This is a genomic window from Fortiea contorta PCC 7126, from assembly GCF_000332295.1.
Taxonomy (GTDB): domain Bacteria; phylum Cyanobacteriota; class Cyanobacteriia; order Cyanobacteriales; family Nostocaceae; genus Fortiea; species Fortiea contorta.
On record NZ_KB235930.1, the window covers coordinates 4,467,693 to 4,490,958 of the forward strand.

The 23,266-nt window shown below is 44.7% G+C and carries 19 protein-coding genes; 8 read left to right on the forward strand and 11 right to left on the reverse strand.

The features are described 5' to 3' along the window. Window positions 1-7: 7 nt before the first annotated feature. From MIC7126_RS0120750 to MIC7126_RS0120760, 3 genes are read right to left on the reverse strand one after another with little or no spacing between them, the layout of a single operon-like run. Entirely contained in the window at window positions 8-1,153 is a 1,146-nt protein-coding gene (locus tag MIC7126_RS0120750; protein ID WP_017655075.1) for a phosphoenolpyruvate carboxykinase (ATP), read from the reverse strand. An 8-nt stretch (window positions 1,154-1,161) separates the two neighbouring features. Next, entirely contained in the window at window positions 1,162-2,226 is a 1,065-nt protein-coding gene (locus tag MIC7126_RS0120755) for a nucleotidyltransferase family protein (protein WP_017655076.1), read from the reverse strand. A gap of 6 nt (window positions 2,227-2,232) precedes the next feature. After that, entirely contained in the window at window positions 2,233-2,685 is a 453-nt protein-coding gene (locus tag MIC7126_RS0120760; RefSeq protein ID WP_017655077.1) for a PqqD family protein, read from the reverse strand. A gap of 225 nt (window positions 2,686-2,910) precedes the next feature. Between MIC7126_RS0120760 and MIC7126_RS32045 the strand changes: the two genes are divergently transcribed. Next, complete coding sequence (locus MIC7126_RS32045) at window positions 2,911-3,075, forward strand: hypothetical protein (RefSeq protein ID WP_238553661.1); 165 nt, start codon at window positions 2,911-2,913, stop codon at window positions 3,073-3,075. Between the two features lie 109 nt (window positions 3,076-3,184). Here the strand turns inward: MIC7126_RS32045 and glmU are convergent, their stop codons facing one another. Beyond that, window positions 3,185-4,543, reverse strand: a complete 1,359-nt coding sequence (glmU, locus tag MIC7126_RS0120770; protein WP_017655079.1) for a bifunctional UDP-N-acetylglucosamine diphosphorylase/glucosamine-1-phosphate N-acetyltransferase GlmU — start codon at window positions 4,541-4,543, stop codon at window positions 3,185-3,187. A 264-nt stretch (window positions 4,544-4,807) separates the two neighbouring features. Between glmU and psb34 the strand changes: the two genes are divergently transcribed. Both psb34 and MIC7126_RS0120785 read left to right on the forward strand, forming a co-directional pair. After that, a complete protein-coding gene (psb34, locus tag MIC7126_RS0120780; protein WP_017655081.1) occupies window positions 4,808-4,987 on the forward strand; it encodes a photosystem II assembly protein Psb34 in 180 nt (59 codons plus the stop codon). A gap of 266 nt (window positions 4,988-5,253) precedes the next feature. After that, a complete protein-coding gene (locus tag MIC7126_RS0120785; protein WP_017655082.1) occupies window positions 5,254-7,464 on the forward strand; it encodes a tetratricopeptide repeat protein in 2,211 nt (736 codons plus the stop codon). A gap of 156 nt (window positions 7,465-7,620) precedes the next feature. Here the strand turns inward: MIC7126_RS0120785 and MIC7126_RS0120790 are convergent, their stop codons facing one another. Continuing rightward, window positions 7,621-8,163, reverse strand: coding sequence for a phycobiliprotein lyase (locus MIC7126_RS0120790; protein ID WP_017655083.1), 543 nt, complete (start codon window positions 8,161-8,163; stop codon window positions 7,621-7,623). Window positions 8,164-8,699: 536 nt separating this feature from the next. On the opposite strand from MIC7126_RS0120790, the gene MIC7126_RS0120795 reads away from it, so the two are divergent. The 4 genes from MIC7126_RS0120795 to MIC7126_RS31375 all read left to right on the forward strand — a co-directional run bounded on the left by MIC7126_RS0120795 (window position 8,700) and on the right by MIC7126_RS31375 (window position 14,967). Continuing rightward, window positions 8,700-10,193: an efflux RND transporter periplasmic adaptor subunit gene (locus MIC7126_RS0120795; protein WP_017655084.1), complete on the forward strand. Its 1,494-nt coding sequence runs from the start codon at window positions 8,700-8,702 to the stop codon at window positions 10,191-10,193. Window positions 10,194-10,296: 103 nt separating this feature from the next. Then, window positions 10,297-13,533, forward strand: coding sequence for an efflux RND transporter permease subunit (locus MIC7126_RS0120800; protein WP_017655085.1), 3,237 nt, complete (start codon window positions 10,297-10,299; stop codon window positions 13,531-13,533). A gap of 92 nt (window positions 13,534-13,625) precedes the next feature. Further along, window positions 13,626-14,795, forward strand: coding sequence for a homocysteine biosynthesis protein (locus MIC7126_RS0120805; protein ID WP_017655086.1), 1,170 nt, complete (start codon window positions 13,626-13,628; stop codon window positions 14,793-14,795). A 1-nt stretch (window position 14,796) separates the two neighbouring features. Further along, window positions 14,797-14,967, forward strand: a complete 171-nt coding sequence (locus MIC7126_RS31375; protein WP_154655939.1) for a hypothetical protein — start codon at window positions 14,797-14,799, stop codon at window positions 14,965-14,967. Here MIC7126_RS31375 and MIC7126_RS0120810 read toward each other — a convergent pair. Then, the gene (locus MIC7126_RS0120810; RefSeq protein ID WP_017655087.1) at window positions 14,958-15,989 is read right to left on the reverse strand and encodes a hypothetical protein; all 1,032 of its coding nucleotides are present in this window, start codon (window positions 15,987-15,989) and stop codon (window positions 14,958-14,960) included. The two genes, MIC7126_RS31375 and MIC7126_RS0120810, sit on opposite strands and share 10 nt — an antisense overlap. A gap of 377 nt (window positions 15,990-16,366) precedes the next feature. Here MIC7126_RS0120810 and MIC7126_RS0120815 point away from each other — a divergent pair, with 377 nt between their 5' ends. Continuing rightward, window positions 16,367-17,245, forward strand: a complete 879-nt coding sequence (locus MIC7126_RS0120815; protein ID WP_017655088.1) for a tetratricopeptide repeat protein — start codon at window positions 16,367-16,369, stop codon at window positions 17,243-17,245. Window positions 17,246-17,366: 121 nt separating this feature from the next. Here MIC7126_RS0120815 and MIC7126_RS0120820 read toward each other — a convergent pair whose 3' ends face one another. The 5 genes from MIC7126_RS0120820 to MIC7126_RS0120840 all read right to left on the reverse strand — a co-directional run bounded on the left by MIC7126_RS0120820 (window position 17,367) and on the right by MIC7126_RS0120840 (window position 23,043). Continuing rightward, on the reverse strand, window positions 17,367-17,987 hold the full coding sequence (locus MIC7126_RS0120820) for a TMEM165/GDT1 family protein (protein WP_017655089.1): 621 nt from the start codon (window positions 17,985-17,987) through the stop codon (window positions 17,367-17,369). Between the two features lie 364 nt (window positions 17,988-18,351). Further along, entirely contained in the window at window positions 18,352-18,843 is a 492-nt protein-coding gene (locus tag MIC7126_RS0120825) for a DUF29 domain-containing protein (RefSeq protein ID WP_017655090.1), read from the reverse strand. 18 nt (window positions 18,844-18,861) lie between these two features. Then, window positions 18,862-20,589 carry a succinate dehydrogenase/fumarate reductase flavoprotein subunit gene (locus MIC7126_RS0120830; RefSeq protein ID WP_017655091.1) on the reverse strand — a complete coding sequence of 576 codons (1,728 nt, stop codon included), beginning with the start codon at window positions 20,587-20,589 and terminating at the stop codon, window positions 18,862-18,864. Window positions 20,590-20,817: 228 nt separating this feature from the next. Further along, a complete protein-coding gene (locus MIC7126_RS0120835; protein ID WP_017655092.1) occupies window positions 20,818-21,135 on the reverse strand; it encodes a hypothetical protein in 318 nt (105 codons plus the stop codon). A gap of 264 nt (window positions 21,136-21,399) precedes the next feature. Beyond that, a complete protein-coding gene (locus MIC7126_RS0120840) occupies window positions 21,400-23,043 on the reverse strand; it encodes a purple acid phosphatase family protein (protein WP_026100426.1) in 1,644 nt (547 codons plus the stop codon). Window positions 23,044-23,266: the final 223 nt, after the last annotated feature.

The following is a 23,266-nucleotide window of genomic DNA, read 5'->3' on the forward strand; positions in this document are numbered from 1 at the left end:
TCAACCTTTAGATTTCAGAAAGTAATTGCAAAATCACATCAGGAATTTGAGCCATATCTGTTCCCAGTTCCAGGACATAGCAGGGGACTTGTTTCACTAAACTCGACATTAACTGAAAAGCTGTTTGCCCACTACCTGCTAATTGAAAAATTGTGCTGGGTGCTAGCGCTTTTAACGCCATACCTGCAGTCGTTGGACGCAAATGAGTATCTGGTTTCCCGGTCACTTGCGGAATCAATACGGCTTTAATCGGAAAGCCGCGCACAATCTTTTCGGGATGATGCTGATGCAGAAACAGCATGGCTTTTTCTAGCCCCAAGCGATCAAGATTATTCACCAGCCCAGCCAAGTTGGGAAATCGCTCTAAATCTGCTTGCCCTTTAAGTTTGGCAGTGTTATACAGACTGTAAACATAAGGGCTGGGATCTGTAGAAACTAAACAATAATCATCACTTGCATAGACGAGTGGACTATCAATGCAAGCCAGGGCTGTGGAGGATTTGCCCGATCCCCCTTTCCCCGCCAGCAAAACGCCGCCATTGGGGGTTCCCACTGCTCCTGCATGAACATATTGATGGTGACGATCGCTTGTCCACCAGTTCAAAATGGTCTGGAGTGGTGAACCCTTTTCCCAGTAAGGAATATTTTGGGCATCTTCTATCCAGTAACAGGCGAGATTCTGCTGACGATCAAGCACACTGAGGATGTTTGGGCCAATGTGAAAATTCGTGCGAATGCGATCGCCATCGTAGGCTTTAATTTCCTTACGGGGTCCGAGATGATCTGTCCAGTGTAGTTGAATCAGTTCGAGCAGGCTACCAATCAGGAGCGGTAATCGCGCGCCAGTAGAGGCGTTATCCCAAAGGCAAATGGTCAAGTCAGGGTTTGCCGTTGGTTGTGTCGCTAAATGGGACAAAGCAGGTGTAATCTGGGGAATAAGACCCAGACCTGCAAAGCGCAGACAAAGGGTATAGCCACCAATTATATAGAAATAATCGACTGTACCTGCGGCCTGCGCTGCCCGCTGAAAACCTTGATAAACAAGGTGAAAGTAAGCCAGGCGATCTGCTGAAAGCAGCAGCGCTTCGCTATCGCTTTCTTCCGGCGACAAATTGGGATTGGACTGTGGAGGTAAGGCGAGATTAGGTTGCATTCACTCACTTATTTAAATGTTGATTTTTTAGACAGCAAAAGATGCTTTAATATCTGTTTGCCAGGGAAGGGGCCATATATTAGCCCCAAGAGTCTGTTCTTGAGATGATAGAGCGGCCGAATGCTGTAGGCGAATAGCATGAGCACAAAAGACCGCTGCTCTCCAGCTAACACCTGATAATTCAGCCGTTCCGTTTGCGCGATGGGCATTTGCAACAACGCAGGTATCACCCAATTTGGTATCGCCAGCTGCAACACCTGCTGCAACAGGAGCAGCATGTTCCTCACTGGCAAAATCATTTGATATCGCTGTGCTTGGGTGATCAGCCTGATCCAGTCAAGATCATCGCCCGCCTGTTGAATCAGCATTAGCGCATCGGCTATCCCAGAAATTTCAGGCGATCGACTTTTAATAAATGTCCTGGTGCATACATCTAAAAGTTGGTCTGTTGGGTTGAGTATGTAGCCAGCTAAGTTACTCCCGTTGGGAATTGCATACTGCCAAACCTGTTCATCAATATAGTCTTGGGGAATTGCCCAGAAAAGACGCCCTTGTAAATAAAGTGAGTTTTTCTGCTCGTCCTGTAAGTGGATGAATTGGTAGGTTGTCGCGGTAGCAACTTGCCAATTTAGAGAAGTTAATTGTTGAATTGCCCTCTCTAATTCAGCAGAGCGCACTAAAAGATGCAAGTGAGAAATCGGACGATAAGTTTGATCTACCAAACAGCACAGAGCAGCATCACCAAGCAAAATCACCTCAATTCCTGCATCCTTTAAATGGGATAACAGTATTTTTAGTTGTTTGAGCCGCAGTTGATTGGCATACCAATTGCGCCGATAGATGCCCTTAAGCCTTGCCATGTGAGCATCTTCGACACCATGAGCCAACAAATTTTGGTAAACTTGCGGCAGTAGCGCATAGGATTGGGGGTCTAGAACTTCGATATCAACCGAGGACTCCCATTGTTCCCATGCAGTCAGTGCTGCTTGTCCCTGTAAAAGTGTTGCTTGGAGTAATAGTTTCTGGGTTTGGGTCAGTTTATAGCTACCAACAAAGGGAATGCGATCGCTCATCGTCACTTAGGCTATTTTCGCGCTGGGCCATCCGGCTTCTACATCGACTTCATGAATTGGATCGAGCAGAAGTAAATCTTCCATGTCAGTGAACTTTTCTAACTTGGGTTTCTCAAAGCGTGGCTTGTTGGTTATTTCCGCAATTTCTTGGGTGTTGTTGACTGTGTTTACAGATTCCGTAGTTGAATCAGCGATAATCAATTCTTCTCGCTGCAAATTTTCTAAAAACTCATCAATAGCGGTAGCAATTTCCTCGGCACTACCATCATATACTTGCGTTATTTCTCGAATTATGCTGCTATAGTTAGTCCGGCTTTCAATTCTACTCCAAACGTCTACTCCAGTTTTTAATAGGCTGTAGTAGTAACCTTTTTCCAGATGGACAATCACCACTTCTCCATCAATCGCTTCACAAACCACTTGAGGACTATTGACACGAAACACTTGGTTGTTTTTCATACAGATAACTAGACTTTTCCTTAATTACAAAGTGTGCTACTTTGAAACCCTTTTCGCTCTCGCAATAGGTATTCCGAAGGAGTAGTGTAATTTTTACTTACAAGAATTTTTACTGTATTAAATTATTTCGTCAGGATAAAAGAATACATACTTGAGAAAAACTTTACAAATCTAAAGGAAAAATCTTCGCACACCGACTAAGAGAGCAGGGGAGGCGGGGGAAGGGTGGGAGGAGGGGGAGGTGTGGGAGGTGTGGGAGGAGGGGGAGGTGTGGGAGGTGTGGGAGGAGGGGGAGGTGTGGGAGGTGTGGGAGGTGTGGGAGGAGGGGGAGGTGTGGGAGGTGTGGGAGGTGTGGGAGGTGTGGGAGGTGTGGGAGGAAGGAGAAGATAGCAAGCGTAAGTCCTAAGTTCTTCAATTCTTTTTCTCCCCACACTCCCCATCTCCCCATCTCCCCATCTCCCCACACTCCCCACACTCCCCACACTCCCCACACGGCGACCTAACCGCCAGTCTCCTTGCGTCGCCAACCTTGTTTTACTACCTGACGACTACGGGCAATTACGAGGGAATCATCGGGAACATCTTCTGTGACGGTGGAACCCGCAGCTACGTAGACGTCATCTCCTAAGGTGAGGGGCGCGACTAAAACACTGTTGGAACCTGTTTTAGTGCGATCGCCAATTTTTGTTTGGTGTTTTTTTACACCATCATAATTAGCTGTGATTGTCCCAGCGCCGATATTAACTTGAGAGCCGGCGGTGGTATCACCCAAATATGATAGGTGAGCGACATTGGAGCGATCGCCTAATTGCGTATTTTTTAACTCTACGAAATTACCGATACGACAACCGTTACCCACTTGCACATGTCCACGTAAGTGAGCATAGGGGCCGATTCTAGTTTCTGCTTGCACAATGCTGTCTGTAACCACAGAATAGTGTACTGTGACATTTTCTCCCAATTGACTATTCTCAATCAAGCTGCCAGGGCCGAGGCGACAGCCGGTTTCAATGACAGTATGACCGCGTAGGTGAGTTTGGGGTTCAATCACCACATCTGGCTGTATTTCTACGGTATCATCAATAGTAATACTACCGGGATCGATGAGAGTGACACCCGCCATCATCCACTTTTCTTTAATCCTTGTTTGTAAAATTGCCGTAGCTGTGGCTAATTGTAGGCGATCGTTAATTCCAACAATTTCTTGGTAATCATCTACATCCACCGCCATCACTTTTCCTACTTGAGTCACCGCATCAGTGAGGTAGTATTCTTTTTGGGCATTATTCGCTTGTAAATTGGGCAATACCTCAGCCAAAGAAGGCCAGCGAAAGCAATAAACCCCAGCATTAATCCGGCAATTTTGTCTTTGTGCAGCGGTACAATCTTTATCTTCAACGATTTGTTGGACAAGGTTGTCACCACTACAAAAAACCCGCCCGTAGCCCTTGGGGTCATCAAGGTGTGCTGTCAGAATAGTCACAGCATTTTGATTTTCTTGATGAGTTTGCAGAAGCTGTTGCAGGGTTTGAGTCCGAATCAATGGTAAATCGCCGTTGAGGATCAGCAAATCCCCGGTGTAACCTTGAAGATGGGGCAGTAATTGTTGGATAGCATGACCTGTTCCTAGTTGCACAGCTTGTTCAACAAATTCTAAACTGGGAATTGACTGCATAGCTGCTTTCACTTCTTGGGACTGATAGCCCACAATTACCAATTGCCTTGAGGGTACAAGAGGTTCTACACTTTTGATCACTCTCTCTACTAGCGATCGCCCACCCAAACAATGCAAGACTTTAGGCAAGCTTGATTTCATCCTTGTACCGCGTCCCGCTGCCAAAATTGCTACAACTACCATAATCAGCTATCACTAAATTGCGCTGTTGCGCCGAGTATTTTCAGATTTAGGCCTCAAATGATACCCGATTACATCACCAACGGAAATGCTATCGGTCATTTGTTCTTTGTTATTGGTAAAAGCTTTCTCTTTATTCCCGCCTTCATACTTCATACTTCACCCTTCATCCTTCATTCTTTTATGTAACGTTTTATCTCTAACTGCGAGAGCTTAACTTAACGTTTATGTAACATTAAATAAACGATAATTACAAGGAATTTACTCATGCCCTACACCACAGAAGAAGGCGGTCGTCTGAATAACTTTGCTCGTGAACCAAAGATTTATGAGGCAGAACCCCTGGATGCAGGGCAAAAGAAAAGCTATTTTATCTTGGGAATCGGCGCTACAGTTTTAGTTGGCGTTTTGATTTTTGTCGCCTTCTCTGTTTCCCATCTCAGTTAATCACAAACTAAGTTGACAAAATTTAATTTTTACAGCTTGTCAGGTTCCCAATTCCCAACCTTAGTAGGAGCCTGGTTTTTTATTTTTTTGTTACAATGGCGATGGCTATAAGTATAATTAAACACTTTTAAATCGCGGTTTTCTGGTCTAAATTTATCCTGAGCCTAACAACATTCACCCGAAAATCATAGTCGTAGCTAGATTTTTCGCCTAATTGAATTAGCCCCTCTAGGGGATGTAAACTATGTTTTGGCTCTGTAGCCACTATGAGTGTGAATGATACTCCACATACCGACAACTTTTCTTGGAATCGGCAAGTATACAACCGATTGAAGCTGGCATTAAGTCTAGGTTTACGCAGGCAACTTTTTTTAGCTGTTTGCGACGATTTGCACCTGAGAAATCAAGTAGCAGCTAGGCTGCACTCTACCTTGGCTTATCCTGTTGGGCAAGTCTTATATCAGCCAGCAAATGCTCACCAAATTAGCACGCCAGCTTATCCGCAATTAGTAACTTTGCGGTTAAATTTGAGTGACCCTAATCCTATAGAGCAGGTCAATCAGTGGCTAGGGAGTTATCCACCGCCAATAGTGGGTGCTGCGAAAGATTCACCGGGACGACCTTTACCCACACCTGTATTTCAGATTGTGGGTGTGGAGCAGCTAACTAAGCAACCTGTGGCGATACAACGCTTATTTTTGCATCATCTGCGTTTAAGTGAGCAGTATTTATCTACTCCAGAAGCTGGTAAATTTTTAGAATCTAGTTTACTGTTGTGGGTGCCGCGTCCTTGGTTATCAGCTATTCAGCAATCAGCACCAAAATTTTGGCACTGTCGCACTGGTGTATTTTTGTTTGCTGGGGAACCGACACCAACAGCAAATAATTCTGGCTATCCGGAACGTTTTTCTACTGATAAAAGTTTGGATTTGGGGAATTTAGAACCGTCGATTTTAGAAGAATCAATCAACCAAGCAGAACTGAACGCAGCTAAAAATGAATTGAAATTTGGCGATGATTTTGATTTGCAAGCAGAGACGCCAGTGCATCGGGGACGGAAACCCAAGGATATATCACCTACAAAATTAGAATTATTGAAAATTGGCGTACAACCGCAAGAATCCTTAATTAAATCGAGTCAAGACGATACACCATCACTGCAATCTTTGTCTCATATCAATCCAGAATTAATAGAACTAGTATTAGCAACTATTAACGCCAAGACCACTGAAGATGAGGAAGATGATTTACATCCACAACAAATTTTGTGGGAGATTGAAGAATTACATTCACAACAAGCATCTGGGGAAATATTAGCATTCTCTTATCAGCGTTTAGGCAATATTTATCGCCTGCGGATTGAACATGGACAGTCCACCTTAGAAAATCTGATGGTGGCGATTATTGCTTATCAAGAGTCAATTACATATGACGAAAACTCTCCTAATGTTCCAGATATTCTCAATGATTTGGGCACACTTTATTGGATGCTCTATCGCACTCCACCCAATTCAGAAGAAGGAAAAAATTATATAGAACAGGGAATTGAATTTTATCAGTTAGCTTTGAAATTAATTTCACCGCAGACGCATCCAGACACCTATGCTCGTGTGCAAAATAACTTGGGGACAGCTTACAGTGATTTAGCACGGTTTGCGAATCCAGCAGAAAATTGGCAACTGGCGATTATTGCTTACAAAGAGGCGCTCAATTATCGGACTGCGGAAATGGAGCCATTAAAATATGCTGCTTGCCAAAATAACTTGGGTACTGCTTACTGGCATTTAGGATTATATAATCAACCAGTGGTGCATTTAAAGAAAGCGATCGCAGCTTATAATTTAGCACTTACTTACTATAGCGCCGACCAAGAACCACTCAAATATGGCATGATTCAAAATAATATAGGCACCGCTTATTGGAATCTTGCCCAATATGAACAACCAGCAGAAAATCTCCAGCTAGCGATAGATGTTTTCAACGAAGCTCTGAAATATCGTACCGCTGCCCACGCCCCCATTGCTTGCGCTGCGACACAAAATAATCTTGGTACTGCTTACTGGCATTTAGTAAGTTTATCCCAAACTGATAAAGAAACACAACACAAATATTTGCAATTATGCATCTCTGCTTATGAAGAAACTCTCGCTTTGGCTCAGTCACTAGATGGAGTTTCTCTAAATTTTGATTTAGTAGCTGCTCACAATAACTTAGGTTTAGCCTACTATCAACTAGCTACAGATAGTTATTTTCATCATGATAAAACAACTCGTTCCCAACATCTAGAAGCAGCATTAGAAAATCATTTACAAGCTTTGAATGGATTAAACAAACAACCAGAAGCTTATCAAACAACCTTCGCTTGTGTAGTGAAAACCATTCGCGCTTTCCACCAGGAATTAGGCATTCAAGGTCAAAACTTGGCTTTATCTAAAGTTCCTAGTCAGTTACTGGCGGAAATTTTGCCGAAGTTGTAGAAGGGGACGAGGGGACGAGGGGAAGAAGGAAATCGGAAGAATGACCCTTTTTCGCTCTATGGGTAAAGTAATTTCATCCAAGCCTCCAGCAACCCGAGGAAGCGTCTATACTCTTGAGACTTCATACTTCATACTTCATACTTCATACTTCATAATTCATCCTTCTACCCGCTTTTCTAAGTACTGACCAATCATTAAGTGCTCACCAGCACGAGAGATGATGGATTGGCGGGTGCGGTATTTTGTGCCAATTAGCTTTAATTCTTCTTCAAATACTGAGTGATTATACTCAGTTCGCAGACACAAAGTTTGGGGATTGGGAAAGTGAAAGACGGCGGTGACTGGTTTGGTTGTGGCAAAACCGCGATCGCGGTACAAAATGGTTCCTAAGGCGCCAAATAAGGTAGCACCTTTTGACTGCTTTGCGCCTGTGACGGAATCCTGGCTTTGCCAAGTCACTTGTGCACCACATGTCAATTTAGCTGAATTGTCTAAATTGTGCATTTGGGCTAGCTTTTGCAACTCATCGCATCCCTGTTCTAAAAACCTGATGGTGATGATACTCACCATTTCTTGCGTTTCTCCTGAAGCGAGAGTGTAATAGCGTCGTTCTGATAGCCATTTACCAACTGAATTTTGGAAAAACTCAGAAATTTCCGACTCGGTGGCGGTGGTTGCAGGTTTTAAGGGTAATGTCACGCTCGATTTTCCTCGCCTAATGGTGAATGTCTATATTATATGTGTTTTAATTGCAAGCTTTGTTTTAAAAACTTCACACATTCATTTATGACCGAAGATTCACAGTAGTTTTGCTACAATACGAAGACTATGTAAAAATAAGTAATGTAATTTAATACTGCCTAGCCTAGAAGCGAGAGTAGTCAAAACCTATTCCCATGGCAGATGTAGAAATCCCTACTTGAAAAAAGCTGAAAATTACGAGAAAGTATTTATAAAAACTTAATACTAACTTTAAGTAATACAGAATTGTTTTGCTATCTGTAGGTAGCGTCAGCTAAAGGCTGAAGTATGAAGTATGAAGTATGAAGTATGAAATTACCTCACCTATAGAGGAATGAGGCTTGAACTCAGGAAAAAAAGTAGTCTTTAATACAAGCACTGTCCACAAAGACATCTGACACATTCTCACATTTTCCCTTAGCCATAGCTAACGAAATTGTTGAGTGATACACGGCGGTTCGACTCCAGAAACTTCCCTATTAGGAGCCAGATAAATGACATTGGTCGGCAAAGTGGCGCAAACAGACAAAAAACAGCGAGCTACTGTAGCGCCAAGCCAAGTAGTTAATGCCCATTTAGAATCAATGGTGCACAATCAATTGATAAAAAAAGAAAATAAGAGTAATTGCTGTCATTTTACAGCAAATTCGCCCATTTCCTTAATTACCTGCTTATTAGGTATTGGACTGCTAACAACCAGTTGTGGGTCGCTACCGAAAGAATCGGCTGAGGCCCAATCCCGCAGACCAGGGGGTGCAGAAGGCGCTAATCAAGCAATACCGGTGGATGTAGCGATCGCCAAAGTAGAATCATTGCAAGTACAACCAGAGTATGTCGGTACCACCACCCCCTTCCGCACCGTCTCCGTGCGATCGCAGGTGGAAGGGCGGTTGCTCGCGCTGAATCTAGACGTAGGAGATAGCGTCACCAAAGGGCAAGTTGTGGGACAGTTAGATGATGCTCTGTTGTTAACAGCACTCAGACAAGCAGAAGCAGAACTAGCAGCGCGGACATCGGAAGTCACCAAAGCCAAAACTGTGGTGAGTAACGCCTTAGCAGAATTAGAACAAAGACGCCTAGAAGTAGTGCAAGCTCAAGCAGATTCCCAGCGACAACAAACGCTATTTAGACAAGGAGCGATCGCTGAACAAGCAGCCGAACAAGCACGCACCAAAGTCAAAACAGCCACACAAATTCTGCGCGCGGCGACAGAAAAAGTCAGCACAGAACAGCAAGCCGTAGCTGCGGCCCAAGGTAGAGTTTTAGCGCAGCAAGCAGTAGTCGCCCAAGCCAAAGAACGCAGATCCTACGCTCGGCTGATTTCTCCCATTACAGGCGTCGTCACCGAGAAGGTAACAGAACCAGGAAACCTCCTCCAAGCAGGTAGCGAAGTCATCAAAATCGCCGACTTTAGCCGTGTCAAAGTCGTAGTCCAAGTTTCCGAATTAGAGCTAGCAAATATCCAAGTGGGACAGTCGGTACAAGTGAGCTTAGACGCTTTCCCCGATCAAACATTAATTGGGAGAGTGACACGAATTTCTCCCATCGCCGACGCCACAGCCCGCTTAATCCCCATCGAGGTAGTCATTCCCAACAGCGAAACCAAAATTAGCAGCGGACTGCTGACACGAGTTAATTTCACCAGCCAGACACAACAGCGGATTGTCATACCACAGACAGCTATTCAAGAACGCGCTGATAGCCGAAAAAATAGCGACACAGCCCAGCCTAGAGCGTTATTTGACCGAAACAAGTCAAATTCCCAAGACCGGACAGCTACGGTCTTTTTGGTGAGAGAGACAGGAGAACAGACCAAAGTCACAACCCGCGCCGTTACCTTGGGGAAAAAAGCTGACGGGAAAGTCGAGATTTTATCTGGGTTACAACCGGGCGATCGCTATGTGGTACGTAGTGGTAAACCCTTAAAAGACGGCGCCGCTGTTCGACTCTCAATTCTCTCAGAAGCAGGAACATCCAAGGGACAGTAGACAAAGTAGAGGGAGAGACAATCAAATACCAATCCCTAATCCCTAGTCCCTCTCCCCAAACCAACAATTTTTCTGTACTTGTAATTGGAGCCAGGCGAAGATCATGGAGCCAGGAAAAAATAGTGGTGGGTTGAGTATTAGTGCGATCGCTATTCGCCAACACATCGGTACACTCATGCTCACCATCGCAGTGATTGTTGTCGGAGTATTCTTTTTGACAAATATTCAAGTTGATCTCCTCCCAGCAATTACCTACCCTCGAATTGGTGTGCGGCTAACAGCGCCGGGTATTTCTCCGGAAGTAGCAGTAGATGAAATCACTAAACCCTTGGAAGAAGCTTTATCCGCGACCGAAAATGTGGTGCAAGTTTTTTCCCGTACCCGTGAGGGACAAGTTAGCCTTGATTTATTCTTTCAACCAGGGGGCGATATCGACCAAGCCCTGAATGATGCAACTGCTGCTTTTAACCGAGGTCGAGGGCGACTACCAGATACCATCGAAGAACCACGGTTATTTAAATTCGATCCTTCCCAATTACCGATTTATGAATTAGCGCTGACATCACCCTCCCTTCCAGGTAAGGATTTGCGGGTGTTTGCAGATGAAGATTTAGGCCGGGAACTCGGCGTAGTTCCGGGAGTTGCGGCGGTTGATGTTTCTGGTGGTGCTGAAGAAGAAGTCAGGGTGCTGGTTGACTTAAACCGCTTGCAAGCCTTGGGGGTAGGATTAAATGATGTCTTGGATCAACTCACAGCCAGGAACCAAGACATTTCTGGTGGTAGAATTTTAGGACAAAATGCCGAACCATTGACCCGGACTGTGGGACGGTTCCAAAAGCCTCAAGAAATTGAGAATCTTTCCTTTAAAGTCTCCTCCACAGGAACAGAAAACCGAGTCTATTTACGAGACTTTGCTGAAGTTATTGACGGTACAGAAGACCAGAGGTTATTCGTTTATCTCAACCGTCAGCCTGCTGTGAAAGTTTCCATCCAAAAGCAGCCTGATGCTAACACGATCGCTGTAGTCGATGCAGTCAAAAAACGGATTGCACAATTACAACAATCGGGGTTAATTCCAGCGGATATGACTTTAACCGCTACCACTGATGAATCTCGTTTCATCCGCAATTCTCTAAATGATGTGATTTTTTCCGCAGTTTCTGGGGCATTGTTAGCCGCCGCTGCGGTATTGTTATTTTTGGGGTCACTCAGACAAACTTTTATTATCAGTCTAGCGATTCCTTTGTGTACTTTAGCAGCGATCGCTTTGATGAAGATATTCGGCTTAACCTTGAATGTCTTCAGTTTGGCTGGTTTGACCTTGGGAATTGGTCAAGCGATTGATACCTCAGTAGTGATTTTAGAAAATATTGCCGAGAAAGCCGGGAAAATTCCTGGTCAAAAAGAGAAAGTCTCTGCAACACAGAGGGCGAGGAAAAAACCCACGCCAGTTTCTGATGAGAAGTTTTTTATAGAAAATGCGATCGCCTCTTCTCAAGAAGTAGAATCAGCTTTAGTCGCCGCAACCGCCGCCAACTTAGTTTCTGTCGCCCCGTTTCTTTTAATTGGTGGTTTTATTGCTCTACTATTCAATGAACTAATTCTCACCATCAGCTTTGCAGTTGCAGCCTCCCTCATCGTCGCCATTACAGTCGTGCCGATGCTCTCTTCTCGACTGTTAGCCATTCGCTGGTCTAGCCGAATTAACGAATTTTGGCTACTGAAACAATTTAATCATCGTTTTGCCGATGCGACGCGGGGATACGGTAACTTTTTAACTCAGGTTTTACGCTATCGACTTTTGGTAGTCCCGACCGCCTTAATCATTTTAGGCGGTAGCAGTTTGTGGATGGTTGGACAAATTCCCCAAGAAATCTTACCCCGAATTAACACCGGACAAGCCACCTTAAGAGCGCAGTTTCCTGCCGGTACACCCCTAGCCACCTCCGAAAAAGTCATGCAAATTGTCGATGACATTTTGCTCAAACAACCGGAAACTGAGTATACTTTCACTACAGTAGGTGGGGTGTTGTTTGGTAGCAACACCACAGAAAATCCTCTACGAGCCAGCAGCACCGTGAATCTCAAACCGGGCACAGATGTTGATAATTATGTAAAAAAAGTCACGCAGCAATTTAACAAACTGAATTTAGCGGGAATTCTCCTGCGTCTGAGTCCTGGTCAGGTGCGCGGTTTAATTTTAAGTAATACCCCAGCCCAAGGATCAGAAATTGATGTAATTCTCCAAGGTGACAACGAGCAAGTTTTACGCCAAACAGGGGCTGATGTTTTACAAGCATTGACAGAAAAAGCTCAACTAGCGAGATTTCGTCCCGATGCTGACCCCCAACAACCAGAAATCCAAATTCGTCCTGATTGGGAAAGAGTTTCGGCTTTAGGGTTGACCGCACAAACAATTGGCGCAACCATTCAAACGGCGATTGAAGGTTCCGTTCCTACCCAAATTCAACGCGGGAATCGCCTAGTGGATGTCCGAGTACAGCTAAATCAAGCAGCCATCCAGCGTCCCTCCCAATTGGAAGGATTACCCCTATTTACCGACAATAACCAACTCATCCGCCTCGCCAATGTTGCCAAAATTGCCGAAGGTCAAGCACCAGGCGAAGTACAGCGCATTAACCAGCGTCAAGTTTTCGTGATCGCCGGAAATCTTAGCGAGGGCGCAAGTTTAGGAAATGCGATATCAGAAGTACAAGAAATTGTCAAGGGTATGGAGTTACCTAAAGATGTAACTATTTTGCCTAGCTCTGCTCAACAAACCAATCAACAACTACAAAACGCTTTAAAAATCTTGGGCGCCCTCGCCACGTTCTTAATTTTTGTGGTGATGGCGGTGCAATACAATTCCTTGATTGACCCATTAGTGACTATGTTCACCGTCCCGTTAGCATTAGCCGGGGGAATTTTTGGACTTTTCATCACCCAAACAGCGATTGGCGCCACCGTGATTGTAGGCGTGGTGCTGCTGGTGGGGATTGTCGTCAACGCCGGGATTTTGATGGTAGAACTAGCGAACCAAATTCGAGAAGAAGAAGGTTGTACACGCCAAATAGCGATCGCTAAAGCCGCACCCCAGCGCCTGCGTCCCATTTTAATGACCACAGCCACAACTATTTTGGGACTATTTCCCTTAGCCTTGGGTATTGGTGAAGGTTCAGAGTTTTTGCAACCTCTGGGAATTGTCGTATTTTTCGGGATGGCGATCGCCACAATGTTAACTTTGTTTATCATCCCTTGTTTTTACATTTTGCTACACGACCTCATAGGCGGGAATTGGGCAAAACCAGTTTTTGCACAGCGGATCAAAGATGAAGTATGAAGTATGAAGGATGAAGGGTGAAGGGTGAAGTATGAAGGGTGAAGGGTGAAGGATGAAACCAGAAGTATGAAGTATGAAGGGTAAAGGGTGAAGTGCGAACAATCTCGGAAATTAATGAGAAAATCAACCGCAAGTGTGCGGTGGTGTTGACAGTTGAAGAATTAAAAGCGCAAGTTAAAGAAATTGGTGTCAGCAAAACAGCTCAACAAGTCGATGTGATCACCACAGGTACTTTTGAGCCGATGGAATCGAGCGGTGCGGTGATTAATCTTGGACATACCGATCCACCAATCAAAATTCGCCGTTGCTGGTTAGATGGAGTTCCCGCATACTCTGGCTTTGGTGCAGTTGATTTATACTTAGGTGCTAGCTGTGCTATTGAGGTCATGGATGGGGAAGAAGCCCGCGAACGGGGTGGTGGCCATGTCATTGAAGATTTAATTGCTGGTAAACCCGTACAAGTGCGAGCACAAGGACAAATCACAGATTGTTATCCACGGGCATCCTTTGAAACTACAATTACTCGTGAAACCATCAATCAGTTTTATTTATTTAATCCCCGAAATCTTTACCAAAATTTTATCGTGGGAGTAAATGGCGGCGATCGCCCACTTTTTACTTACCTGGGTCCTCTACAACCCCGCTTGGGGAATGCAGTTTACTCCAACCCCGGTGGAATTTCACCTCTATTCAACGATCCTGATTTACAACTGATTGGTATTGGCACAAGAATTTTTTTAGGCGGTGGTATTGGCTATGTCGCTTGGGAAGGAACTCAACACTTCCCCTTACAAAAGCGTCTAGCTAATCATACCCCCATAGGCCCGGCAGCCACTTTAGCGTTAATTGGTGATGCCAAGCAGATGGATGCTCGTTGGGTAAGGGGTTGTTACTTTAAAAGCTATGGCCCTTCGTTGATGCTGGGTGTGGGCGTTCCTTTACCAGTGTTAAATGAAGAGGTTGTTGCACGCGCTGCTGTACAAGATCAAGATTTAGTCGCGCCTGTGGTAGACTTTGCCATTCCTCGGCGGGTTCGTCCTACCTTCGGCTTAGTCAGTTACGCCCAACTCAAATCTGGACGCATCACCATTGAGGGAAAAGCAGTGCGGGTAGCACCTCTAGCCAGTATGTTTTTTTCCCGACAAGTCGCCTTAGAGTTGAAGCAATGGATTACAGCCGGCGAGTTTACGCTGACAGAACCAGTTTCCCCAATTCCGATGGAGCGAGCTTTTTTACCTCAAGATCGGTGGACGAATTTGTAATGTGGGGAGGTGGGGAGGTGGGGAGGTGGGGAGATGGGGGGGTGGGGAGATGGGGGGAGAAAAAGAATTGATGCTTCCCATCTTTTGCATTCTCCCACACTTGCCCCTATTTCCTAGCCCCTCTTCCCTAGCCCCTAGCCCCTCTTCCCTAGCCCCTCTTGCCTATTCTTGAGTTGGTTTAGGTCGCTTAACCGGCTTAGGCGCGGGAATAGGCGCTTTTGGTATGGGTTTTGAGATCACAGAGGGGTCGCCTGCTGTTTTCTTGATGGGGCGCGGGGTTTCGCCACTGCGTCTGGGCGGGAATGGCTTTCTACTACCACCGCCACCAGCGCCACCGCCACGCGGGCCGCCCCTGAATGGTGGTTTGCGTTTTTTGGGTAAATCAGCGATCGCTTCAGCATTTTCTAAAACTAATACATCAGCTTCTCGCTTGACTTGGAAGTCCCAAAACTTCCCTACTGCTTTGGTGGTCAGTACACCCCTAAGTTTTAATTTAAAGTATTTGGGTTTGTCAGTGGGTTTGCGCGGCGCTTGTTTAATTTTGACAACCAAACTTTTCGCATCAAAAGACTGATAAACCACTTCGCCACGGACGGAAAAACCACCATCGGGAATTTCCGTTGATGGCTTTGTAGTGATTGCTTCGTCAAGATTCGTAGATATACTGTCATCAGATGGTTCAGATGCTGATGAATCCGAATCTTCTTCCTCTTCGTCCATGAGATGTTTAGCCAAGTTTTCTGGCTCCCAAACTCCGACGATTTGGATATGCAAGGTGTCGTTTTCTTGTCTTGTGCGCGGATAAACGACCCACAGATGGTCTTGCTCTAGGTCTAGGTGATTTTTGACTAAACTCATAATCCGACCTAGGAGGACGGCATTTAGTTCTACACCATCTGTAGTGAGCAGCACACCTTGTGTAAATTGTTCGTCGCTGGCGCGATAACGTCCTCTAACTAGACCGATGGCTCGATATTGCATCGGTTCGCTGGGGGGTGGAATCGGTTGCTGGCGATTGGCTAAGTTGCCATTGGCGGTGGTATCACTGGAGTCAGCGGCTGGACTCTCAAGTTTAAGAGTGGGAGCCGCTGGTGTGCTAACATTAGCAACTACTTCAGTTTTGCTGTTAGTTGGGCCCTGGTTAGAGGCGGGAGAATTGGAAGATTCAGGTGACGGCATCAGGTCGGAATTCATAAAAACTCCTTGCGGCGGAGACAAATCCCATTGTGGGATGTTACAAAGGCAGACTGAAAGAGCGTTTGTGCGGCTAATGAAAGTATATTTACAATCATTTTCACCACTTGAAAGCACTCTATAAGATCCTCAAGACGCAAAAATTTGCATTTGGACACTAAATGTGTAATTTAACGTCTTTACGCTAGTTTCGGAAGCATATCATAGCTACAATTCTGACGGCTCCTCCTAAAGTCATCACTTACTTTAGCAGCGTGGATTGTTATTTGTTATAAAATTCACAGACAATTGACCGTATTCCGCACGGTTTTGGAAATTTTCGGTTTCTAATTTGTGTAAATGATAATCTCATTAGAGTTCAGGATAAGGAAAGTTTTGTGTCTCAACCACGCAATCGCTGGATAGTTCAGGTCATATTGGTGGTGGCAGTTCTCGCTTTTGTAGGGGTGTCAGTGGTTCCCATCATAGCTGCATTTAATGATACCCAACCCCCAACCCAGAGCGCCACTAGCAATCAAGGTGCTTCGCCTGCTGCTGATCAAAAATCAAAATTGCAGGACGAAGTGCGAGGTTATGAACTAGTTTTGCAGAGAGAGCCAGAAAATCAAACTGCTCTCAAGGGTTTGTTACAAGCACGGCTACAATTGTTAAGCCAAAAACAAGGTGATATTCAAGGAGTAATTGAGCCTTTAGAAAAATTAGCCAAGCTAAATCCAGAACAGACGGAATATGCTGTGTTGTTGGCGCAAGCAAAGCAGCAGATTGGGGATAAGGAAGGTGCAGCCCAAGCTTATCGCAATGTGTTAACCAGGAACCGGGGTGATTTAAAGGCTTTGCAGGGGATGGTGGGGCTGCTGTTAGATCAGCAACGTCCAGAAGCGGCGATTGGGTTGCTACAGGATACTTTGTCTAGTGCGAGCCAGATCAACGCTAGTCAGCCAGGAAGTGTGGATGCGATCGCTGTACAAGTTTTGTTGGGTACTGTCCATGCTGCTCAAAAGAATTATCCCCAAGCCCTCTCTGCTTACGATCAGGCGATGAACAAGGATGCTCAAGATTTTCGCCCGGTTTTGGCTAAGGCTATGCTCCTAAAGCAACAGGGTAAGGCTACAGAAGCCAAATCTTTGTTTGATCGGGCGTCGGCTTTGGCGCCAGCCCAGTATAAAGACGAAATTCAAAAGACTGCTAATGCTTCGCCTAGTCCCACTCCTTCTGCATCGGCTACACCGTCAGCCCAAAGCAAACCTCAACAATAGACTTCTTGCAGAAGTTGGGAACAGGGAACCCTTAACAGGGAACAGAGAGCAGAAAAGGTACTTTTGCAAGAGGTTTAATGAAGATGACATAGATTCCTGGGCGGGAAAACCCCGCCCCTACTCATGCTCCTGCAATGGCGGCGAAAATGCCAAAGATGAGAAATAGACAGCCGCCAATGAAGGTGAGTTGACGTTCAGAGATGCGCCCAGCGATCATTTTGCCACCAATGACAGCGATCGCTGCACAGATCATGTGTCCAAAAATGGCGCCGATGGTGACACCGACGGGATTGTTACCAGCCGCTAGGGCGATGGTGGCTATTTGTGTGCGATCGCCCCACTCTGCCATAAATGTTAAAACAAAGGCTTCGATGAAAATTGTCCAGGAGTTTTTTCGTTTTGGGAGATGTGAATCTGCTGCTTCTACCGCTGCTTTGGCTTCGTCTACAACTTCTGTGTCACAAGCTCTAGGCGACATTTTACTGGCGTCATACAACAGCTTGATACCAAAGGCGATAAACAAAACTATTTCTGCGTAGTGAATATACACTTTTGGCAAGAAAGAAACCAGTTGTCCAAATATCACCGACAAAATCGTCATCGCGGCTAATGCGGCTGTCACGCCCAGGAATACCAACCGCCGTGAGTGACGCATCGCCAAAATCACGGCGATGAAAAAGGTTTTATCGCCTAATTCGGAAACTGTGATTAATAACAAACCTGCAGTAAATGCCGTTAACACTCTCTCAAGCTCCTGTAGGATTTTCTACGTGTGTGGAGCTTTAATGAGAGCCAACAGACTTCACCAAGCTCCGCACTCTTTTGGTGTGGACTTAGTGAAGGTCTCGCTTTCAAACATTAATCAAATGCTAATTATTTGCCATCTGAACCAGGCTAATTGCCAGTATGTTGATTCAGATGCACTGGCTTTTGGATTTTTTGCCAGCAGCTACTCCCCTTCATATGTGAGATAAATATTACATTAGTTAGCGATCGCCGTCAAGCAATTTTAGATTTATAGCAGGGAACAGCGATTAGGGATTAGGGATTAGGTTTGAAAGTTGCTTTTGTGAGCGATCGCCGTCAAGAGAATAATAGTCTGTTAACTACGCTGGTAAAAATTCATCATTGATTACTGCTGAAAGTACATATGGAGACTCCACCGGAAATGATTCTATAGGTAAACTAGTTTCAGCTTTTGCTTGCTTAACTGCTTGGGCATAACACTCAGCAAATATATTTTCCAGATATGGTTGAAGACTAGGCGAATCGTGTAGAGCTTCTTGAACACGTCTACGATGTTCAATTATGCTAGCTTCCCAGCTACCGCTTCTGTTATCAGGTTGAAATTGCCATTTGAGCAAATGCACTATGATGATGATGAGATTACTTTTGAGACTGCGGCGTTCACTCCTTCCCATATCGGCAATTTCTGCGATTAAATTTTCCCAGTCCACATTGGTGTAGTCCTGACTTTGCAATTTTTCTAAAGTTGTTTCTATCCATTCCAAGTAGTCAGTGTTATATAGTGTTTGGGAATTGGCTTTGAGGGAAGACATGGCTGTTTCCGTAGAAGATATTTGTGTAGTCTCTCGCATATCATCCTGCAACTTTAATTAATACTTCCGTTCTTTGGGTTCAAACATATTAATCACAACTGGGCGATACTGAATTTCGATTCCCGCTGGTGAATAATAAGCCATTGTATGTTTGAGAAATTTACCATCATCACGCTGGGGATAATCTTCGCGGAAGTGGGCGCCACGACTTTCTTGACGATTTAAGGCTGAGGCTAAAATTGTCTGTCCTACTACCATTAAACTCCGCAATTCTAAGGCTTCAACTAGTTCTGTATTCCAACAACTTCCTTTATCATCTAAATAAATTTGGGGATATTGTTGTTGTATTTGTTCTAGTTTCTGGAGTCCTTCACTCATTAATTCTGAAGTGCGGAAAACGCCGCAATATTCGGTCATACAATCTTGAAAAGCTTGACGCACTTGATTGATGCGGATTGTTCCTGGTTGTTCTAATAAGGTTTGGATTTGTTGTTGAGCTTCGGTGATATGGCGTTGCTCATTCACGTCAGGTAGTTTGCGGTTTTGCACATATTGGGCGATCGCTGCTCCAGTACGTTTGCCATAAACTACACATTCTAATAGCGAATTACTACCGAGACGATTTGCTCCATGTACAGAGACGCAAGCTGTTTCACCAGCCGCAAAGAAGCCATCAACTAAGCCATCACCACTACTGCGGACTTGTCCATCTGTGTTTACTGGGATACCACCCATGCAATAATGGATGGTAGGACGGACGGGCATAGGTTGAGTCACGGCGTCCACTCCTACCAAGCGGTGCGCTTCTTCCCAACAAAAGGGAACGCGACTCATAATTTTTTCTTTGCCCATGTGGCGCAAATCCAGATAGACAAAGGGGCCGCCTGCGCTACCATCGGGGTGGATACCACGAAGAGCGCGAATTTCATAAGCGATCGCTCTGGAAGTAATATCGCGGGGGGCTAGTTCCATGCGGCTAGGTGCGTAGTTCGCCATAAAGCGATCGCCCTGAGAATTGATTAAATACGCTCCTTCCCCGCGCACAGCTTCAGAAATCAGCACACCAACGGGATATAAACCAGTGGGATGGAATTGGACAAATTCCATATCTTCAAGGGGTAAACCGGCGATCGCTGTCATTGCTAAACCGTCACCAGTGGAAGCATAATCATTGGAGGTGGTATTATAAACGCGACCATACCCCCCAGTGGCAAACATCACCGCCTTTGCTCGCAGCACTTCAATATGCCCATCCAACAGGCTAAACATAACTAAACCTTTCGCCTGTCCTTCCTCTAAAATCAAGCGCATCACATACCATTCTTGGTAAAGATGCACACCATATCTTTTGAGATTACTCACCAATTCATGCAAAATCGCATGACCTGTTTTATCAGCCGCGTAACAGGTGCGGTTGTGGGAGTGTCCACCAAAAGCTCTTTGAGCAATGCGACCATCGCTTAAGCGGGAAAATAACACCCCCATGTGTTCCAGGTCAATCACCACATCTGGCGCTTCTTGGGTGAGAATCGCTACAGCATCTTGGTCAGCTAAATAATCAGACCCCTTGACAGTATCGAACGCATGTGCTTCCCAACTGTCTTCAGCATCGACATTTTTCAGCGACGCCGCCATTCCACCTTGAGCGGCGACGGAGTGAGAACGAATCGGGTGGGTTTTCGCCACTACAGCGATATTCAAACTGGCGTCAGTGCGGGCAATTTCCACAGCAGCACGGCATCCAGCCAATCCACCACCGACAATAATAACATCATGTTCAAGCATAAATCCCCGACTGCAAACAGCTACTGTAGTATTTATTGTAGAGATGAGATTCTCGATTCAGTGCCTCGCCGCAACTGATGTTAAATTTCATAAAAAAATCCCTGCTCTGTACAGGGATGCAATACTTCTTGGTTAGTTTGTGATCAAAACCCTGTAGAGATGCGAAATTGCTTTTCGTCGCGCTTCTCTACCACCTAGGAAAAAAATTTCTGCGACAAATCACAAGTCTCAACTGGTTGCTTGTACAGGCTGCTGCTGTGAAACATTACCCGGTATGGGTTCTGTTTTTGTTCCTGGTTCTATAGCAGTCAATTCAATATGATTTAACAATGTGGTAACAAACGCAAACAGTAGGAAAGGTATTGATAATACAACAACAAGACCCACGGTGGCTAAAGCGTAAACTGGTCTTCTCGCACCCATCAGGGCTAAAGCAGAAGCTAAACTAACGGTAACTGTAATTAACCAAACAATGATTTGACCGTAGATATCACCAAAGGTCAGGGTGCAGACAAACCGATAATTTTGTATCTTATTGATGCTCATCTTATTTGCCTCAAGTCTCTCCTATAGGTTCTACGTTAGAACCATGTTCGACGTGTGGTCAATTTCTAAATGTTTTTCCAAGGTTTGTAATATTACTTTATATTGGCTTGATATTGTTACCAAATTTGTTATTGATCAGGATTGTTTCTAGATTTACATTATGCTTTTTACAGTTTTACAATAGTAGCCTTATTTACGCCGTGCTGTACTAGGCACTAGAGAAAGACGCGCTTGATTGTTCCTGGTGGATGCAGATGATGGAGTTTATTTCAACTTAAATTCATCAAACTTAACAACTTCAGACTCTGGCTTGCGTGTATCGAAGCGATAGCTGCTAATTATTCCTGTGGCTGTATTGAAAATACTAAAAACAGTGATATCGTTGCTGGCGATATATGGTAAAGGCTGACCGTTTTCTGATATCAAAGGTGCGATCGCTGGCATGATCGGTTCTAATCCATTAGGATCGCCCAAGGCTGTATAATCTTCTTGATATCCTAGTGGAACTTCTCGCTTTTTATCACCCCACGCAGCACCATAAGAATTACCGACGTTAGAGGTTTCGAGAAAATGCATTCCCCTGGGACTAACAAATCGGTTCCACAAGTGAGAATGTCCATAAAATACTAATTGCACATCAGCCTTTTCTAGTAAAGGCATAACATCGCGGATGAGATAATCTGTATGTTTGGGATATTCATAACGCACAGATTTAATTTTACCTGTGTCGTCACGGTCAATTATTTGTAGAGGGTTCGTATAAGCAGGGACGATGTTATCACCTAAAGTATGGGGTGGATGATGAAACATCACGAGTTTGTATTTTGCTTGTTTAAATTCCGAGCTATTGAGTTCTTGTTCTAACCAATTATATTGTTGACTACCTTGAGCAATTGGCTCATATATATGTTGTCCATAACCCCAATTTTCCGGATTATTAAAGTCTTTTTCTGCTTCTCGATATCTACCTCTGGCTTGTTGATCTAAACGGGGCGATCGCCACATATTTGTCGCGTACAATACTACTAATCGTACATCGCCAAAGGTGACTGCATAATACCTTTTTCCACCTGTTTTACTTTCGGGTAAAGTGAAAATTTCTTCGTAGGTATCAGTATTAAAGGAATTATCTATCAAAGATTTACCGCTGTATAGTCTTTGAGCAACGGCGCGGGGAATTGGATCATCAAATTCACCATTTAAACTATCCTGACGATTCCATCTCCCCATCACTTCATGATTACCAATACAAGTAAACATTGGTGCATGTTGGATGATTTGCCCACCAGTATAGGTTGTCTTGACGTTATTATGATTGATTTCATATTGAGCACGCCCTTGCAAAGCGGGAAAAAACGCACCACCTTGATCATCATCAAACCATTCTGAAGCGCGGTCGGGAACATTGACTAAATCACCAGCAAACAAAACTGCATCGACTCTTCCCACCGTCTCTACTACTTTTTGCAAATTTGCGGCTGTCATTGGTTTGAGTTGATGGTCGGAAGTCAGTAAAATTTTCAGTGGTGTAGCTGCTTCTGGTTTGGGTGCGAGGGTAAAAATATCGCTGCTGACACTCTGACTATCTTCTCGCACACTGGTAATGCGATAATTCACCCGCACACCAGGAGTTAACCCAGTCACCTCGGCTTCGTGTCGCCAAATTTCCCGCTTTGTGGGTTGTTGATAAATTGGCTTGTTTTCGGTTTGCTTTGCTACTTTCGATTCTTTGTCTTCTCGTGTGCGGTTGAGTTTGGTAGTGCTTGCGTAGAGTGTTTTGACGAGATTTTCGCCATATTTGACTAAGTGTTTATCACCAGCAAACTCGGTAAACCAGACTACTCTAACTGATGTTGCTGTTGGTAATTGCAAAAAAGGATCTGTCAGTAGAACGGGTGCTGATTTCATATTTGTTTGTCCAAATGAAAGCACGCTAATCAAGGTCAAGCATACGCCAAACACAAACGCAAATCCTAAGAAACGTAATTTGTTATTTGTCATTTGTGATCGCAGGGAATAGGGAACAGGGAACAGGTGAGCCAGCGCGGTCTTGGGGGTTTCCCCCATGAGTGACTGGCGAACCCGAAGGGGAACAGTTTTTTCAATTTCGAGTTCCCATCGCCAGTAAGAG

Excerpts from the sequence above, each read along its gene's own strand:
- MIC7126_RS0120750 (WP_017655075.1), bottom strand. The coding sequence starts at position 1,153 with ATGCAACCTAATCTCGCCTTACCTCCACAGTCCAATCCCAATTTGTCG.
- MIC7126_RS0120755 (WP_017655076.1), bottom strand. The coding sequence starts at position 2,226 with ATGAGCGATCGCATTCCCTTTGTTGGTAGCTATAAACTGACCCAAACC.
- MIC7126_RS0120760 (WP_017655077.1), bottom strand. The coding sequence starts at position 2,685 with ATGAAAAACAACCAAGTGTTTCGTGTCAATAGTCCTCAAGTGGTTTGT.
- glmU (WP_017655079.1), bottom strand. The coding sequence starts at position 4,543 with ATGGTAGTTGTAGCAATTTTGGCAGCGGGACGCGGTACAAGGATGAAA.
- psb34 (WP_017655081.1), top strand. The coding sequence starts at position 4,808 with ATGCCCTACACCACAGAAGAAGGCGGTCGTCTGAATAACTTTGCTCGT.
- MIC7126_RS0120785 (WP_017655082.1), top strand. The coding sequence starts at position 5,254 with ATGAGTGTGAATGATACTCCACATACCGACAACTTTTCTTGGAATCGG.
- MIC7126_RS0120795 (WP_017655084.1), top strand. The coding sequence starts at position 8,700 with ATGACATTGGTCGGCAAAGTGGCGCAAACAGACAAAAAACAGCGAGCT.
- MIC7126_RS0120800 (WP_017655085.1), top strand. The coding sequence starts at position 10,297 with ATGGAGCCAGGAAAAAATAGTGGTGGGTTGAGTATTAGTGCGATCGCT.
- MIC7126_RS0120810 (WP_017655087.1), bottom strand. The coding sequence starts at position 15,989 with ATGAATTCCGACCTGATGCCGTCACCTGAATCTTCCAATTCTCCCGCC.
- MIC7126_RS0120825 (WP_017655090.1), bottom strand. The coding sequence starts at position 18,843 with ATGCGAGAGACTACACAAATATCTTCTACGGAAACAGCCATGTCTTCC.
- MIC7126_RS0120830 (WP_017655091.1), bottom strand. The coding sequence starts at position 20,589 with ATGCTTGAACATGATGTTATTATTGTCGGTGGTGGATTGGCTGGATGC.
- MIC7126_RS0120835 (WP_017655092.1), bottom strand. The coding sequence starts at position 21,135 with ATGAGCATCAATAAGATACAAAATTATCGGTTTGTCTGCACCCTGACC.
- MIC7126_RS0120840 (WP_026100426.1), bottom strand. The coding sequence starts at position 23,043 with ATGAAATCAGCACCCGTTCTACTGACAGATCCTTTTTTGCAATTACCA.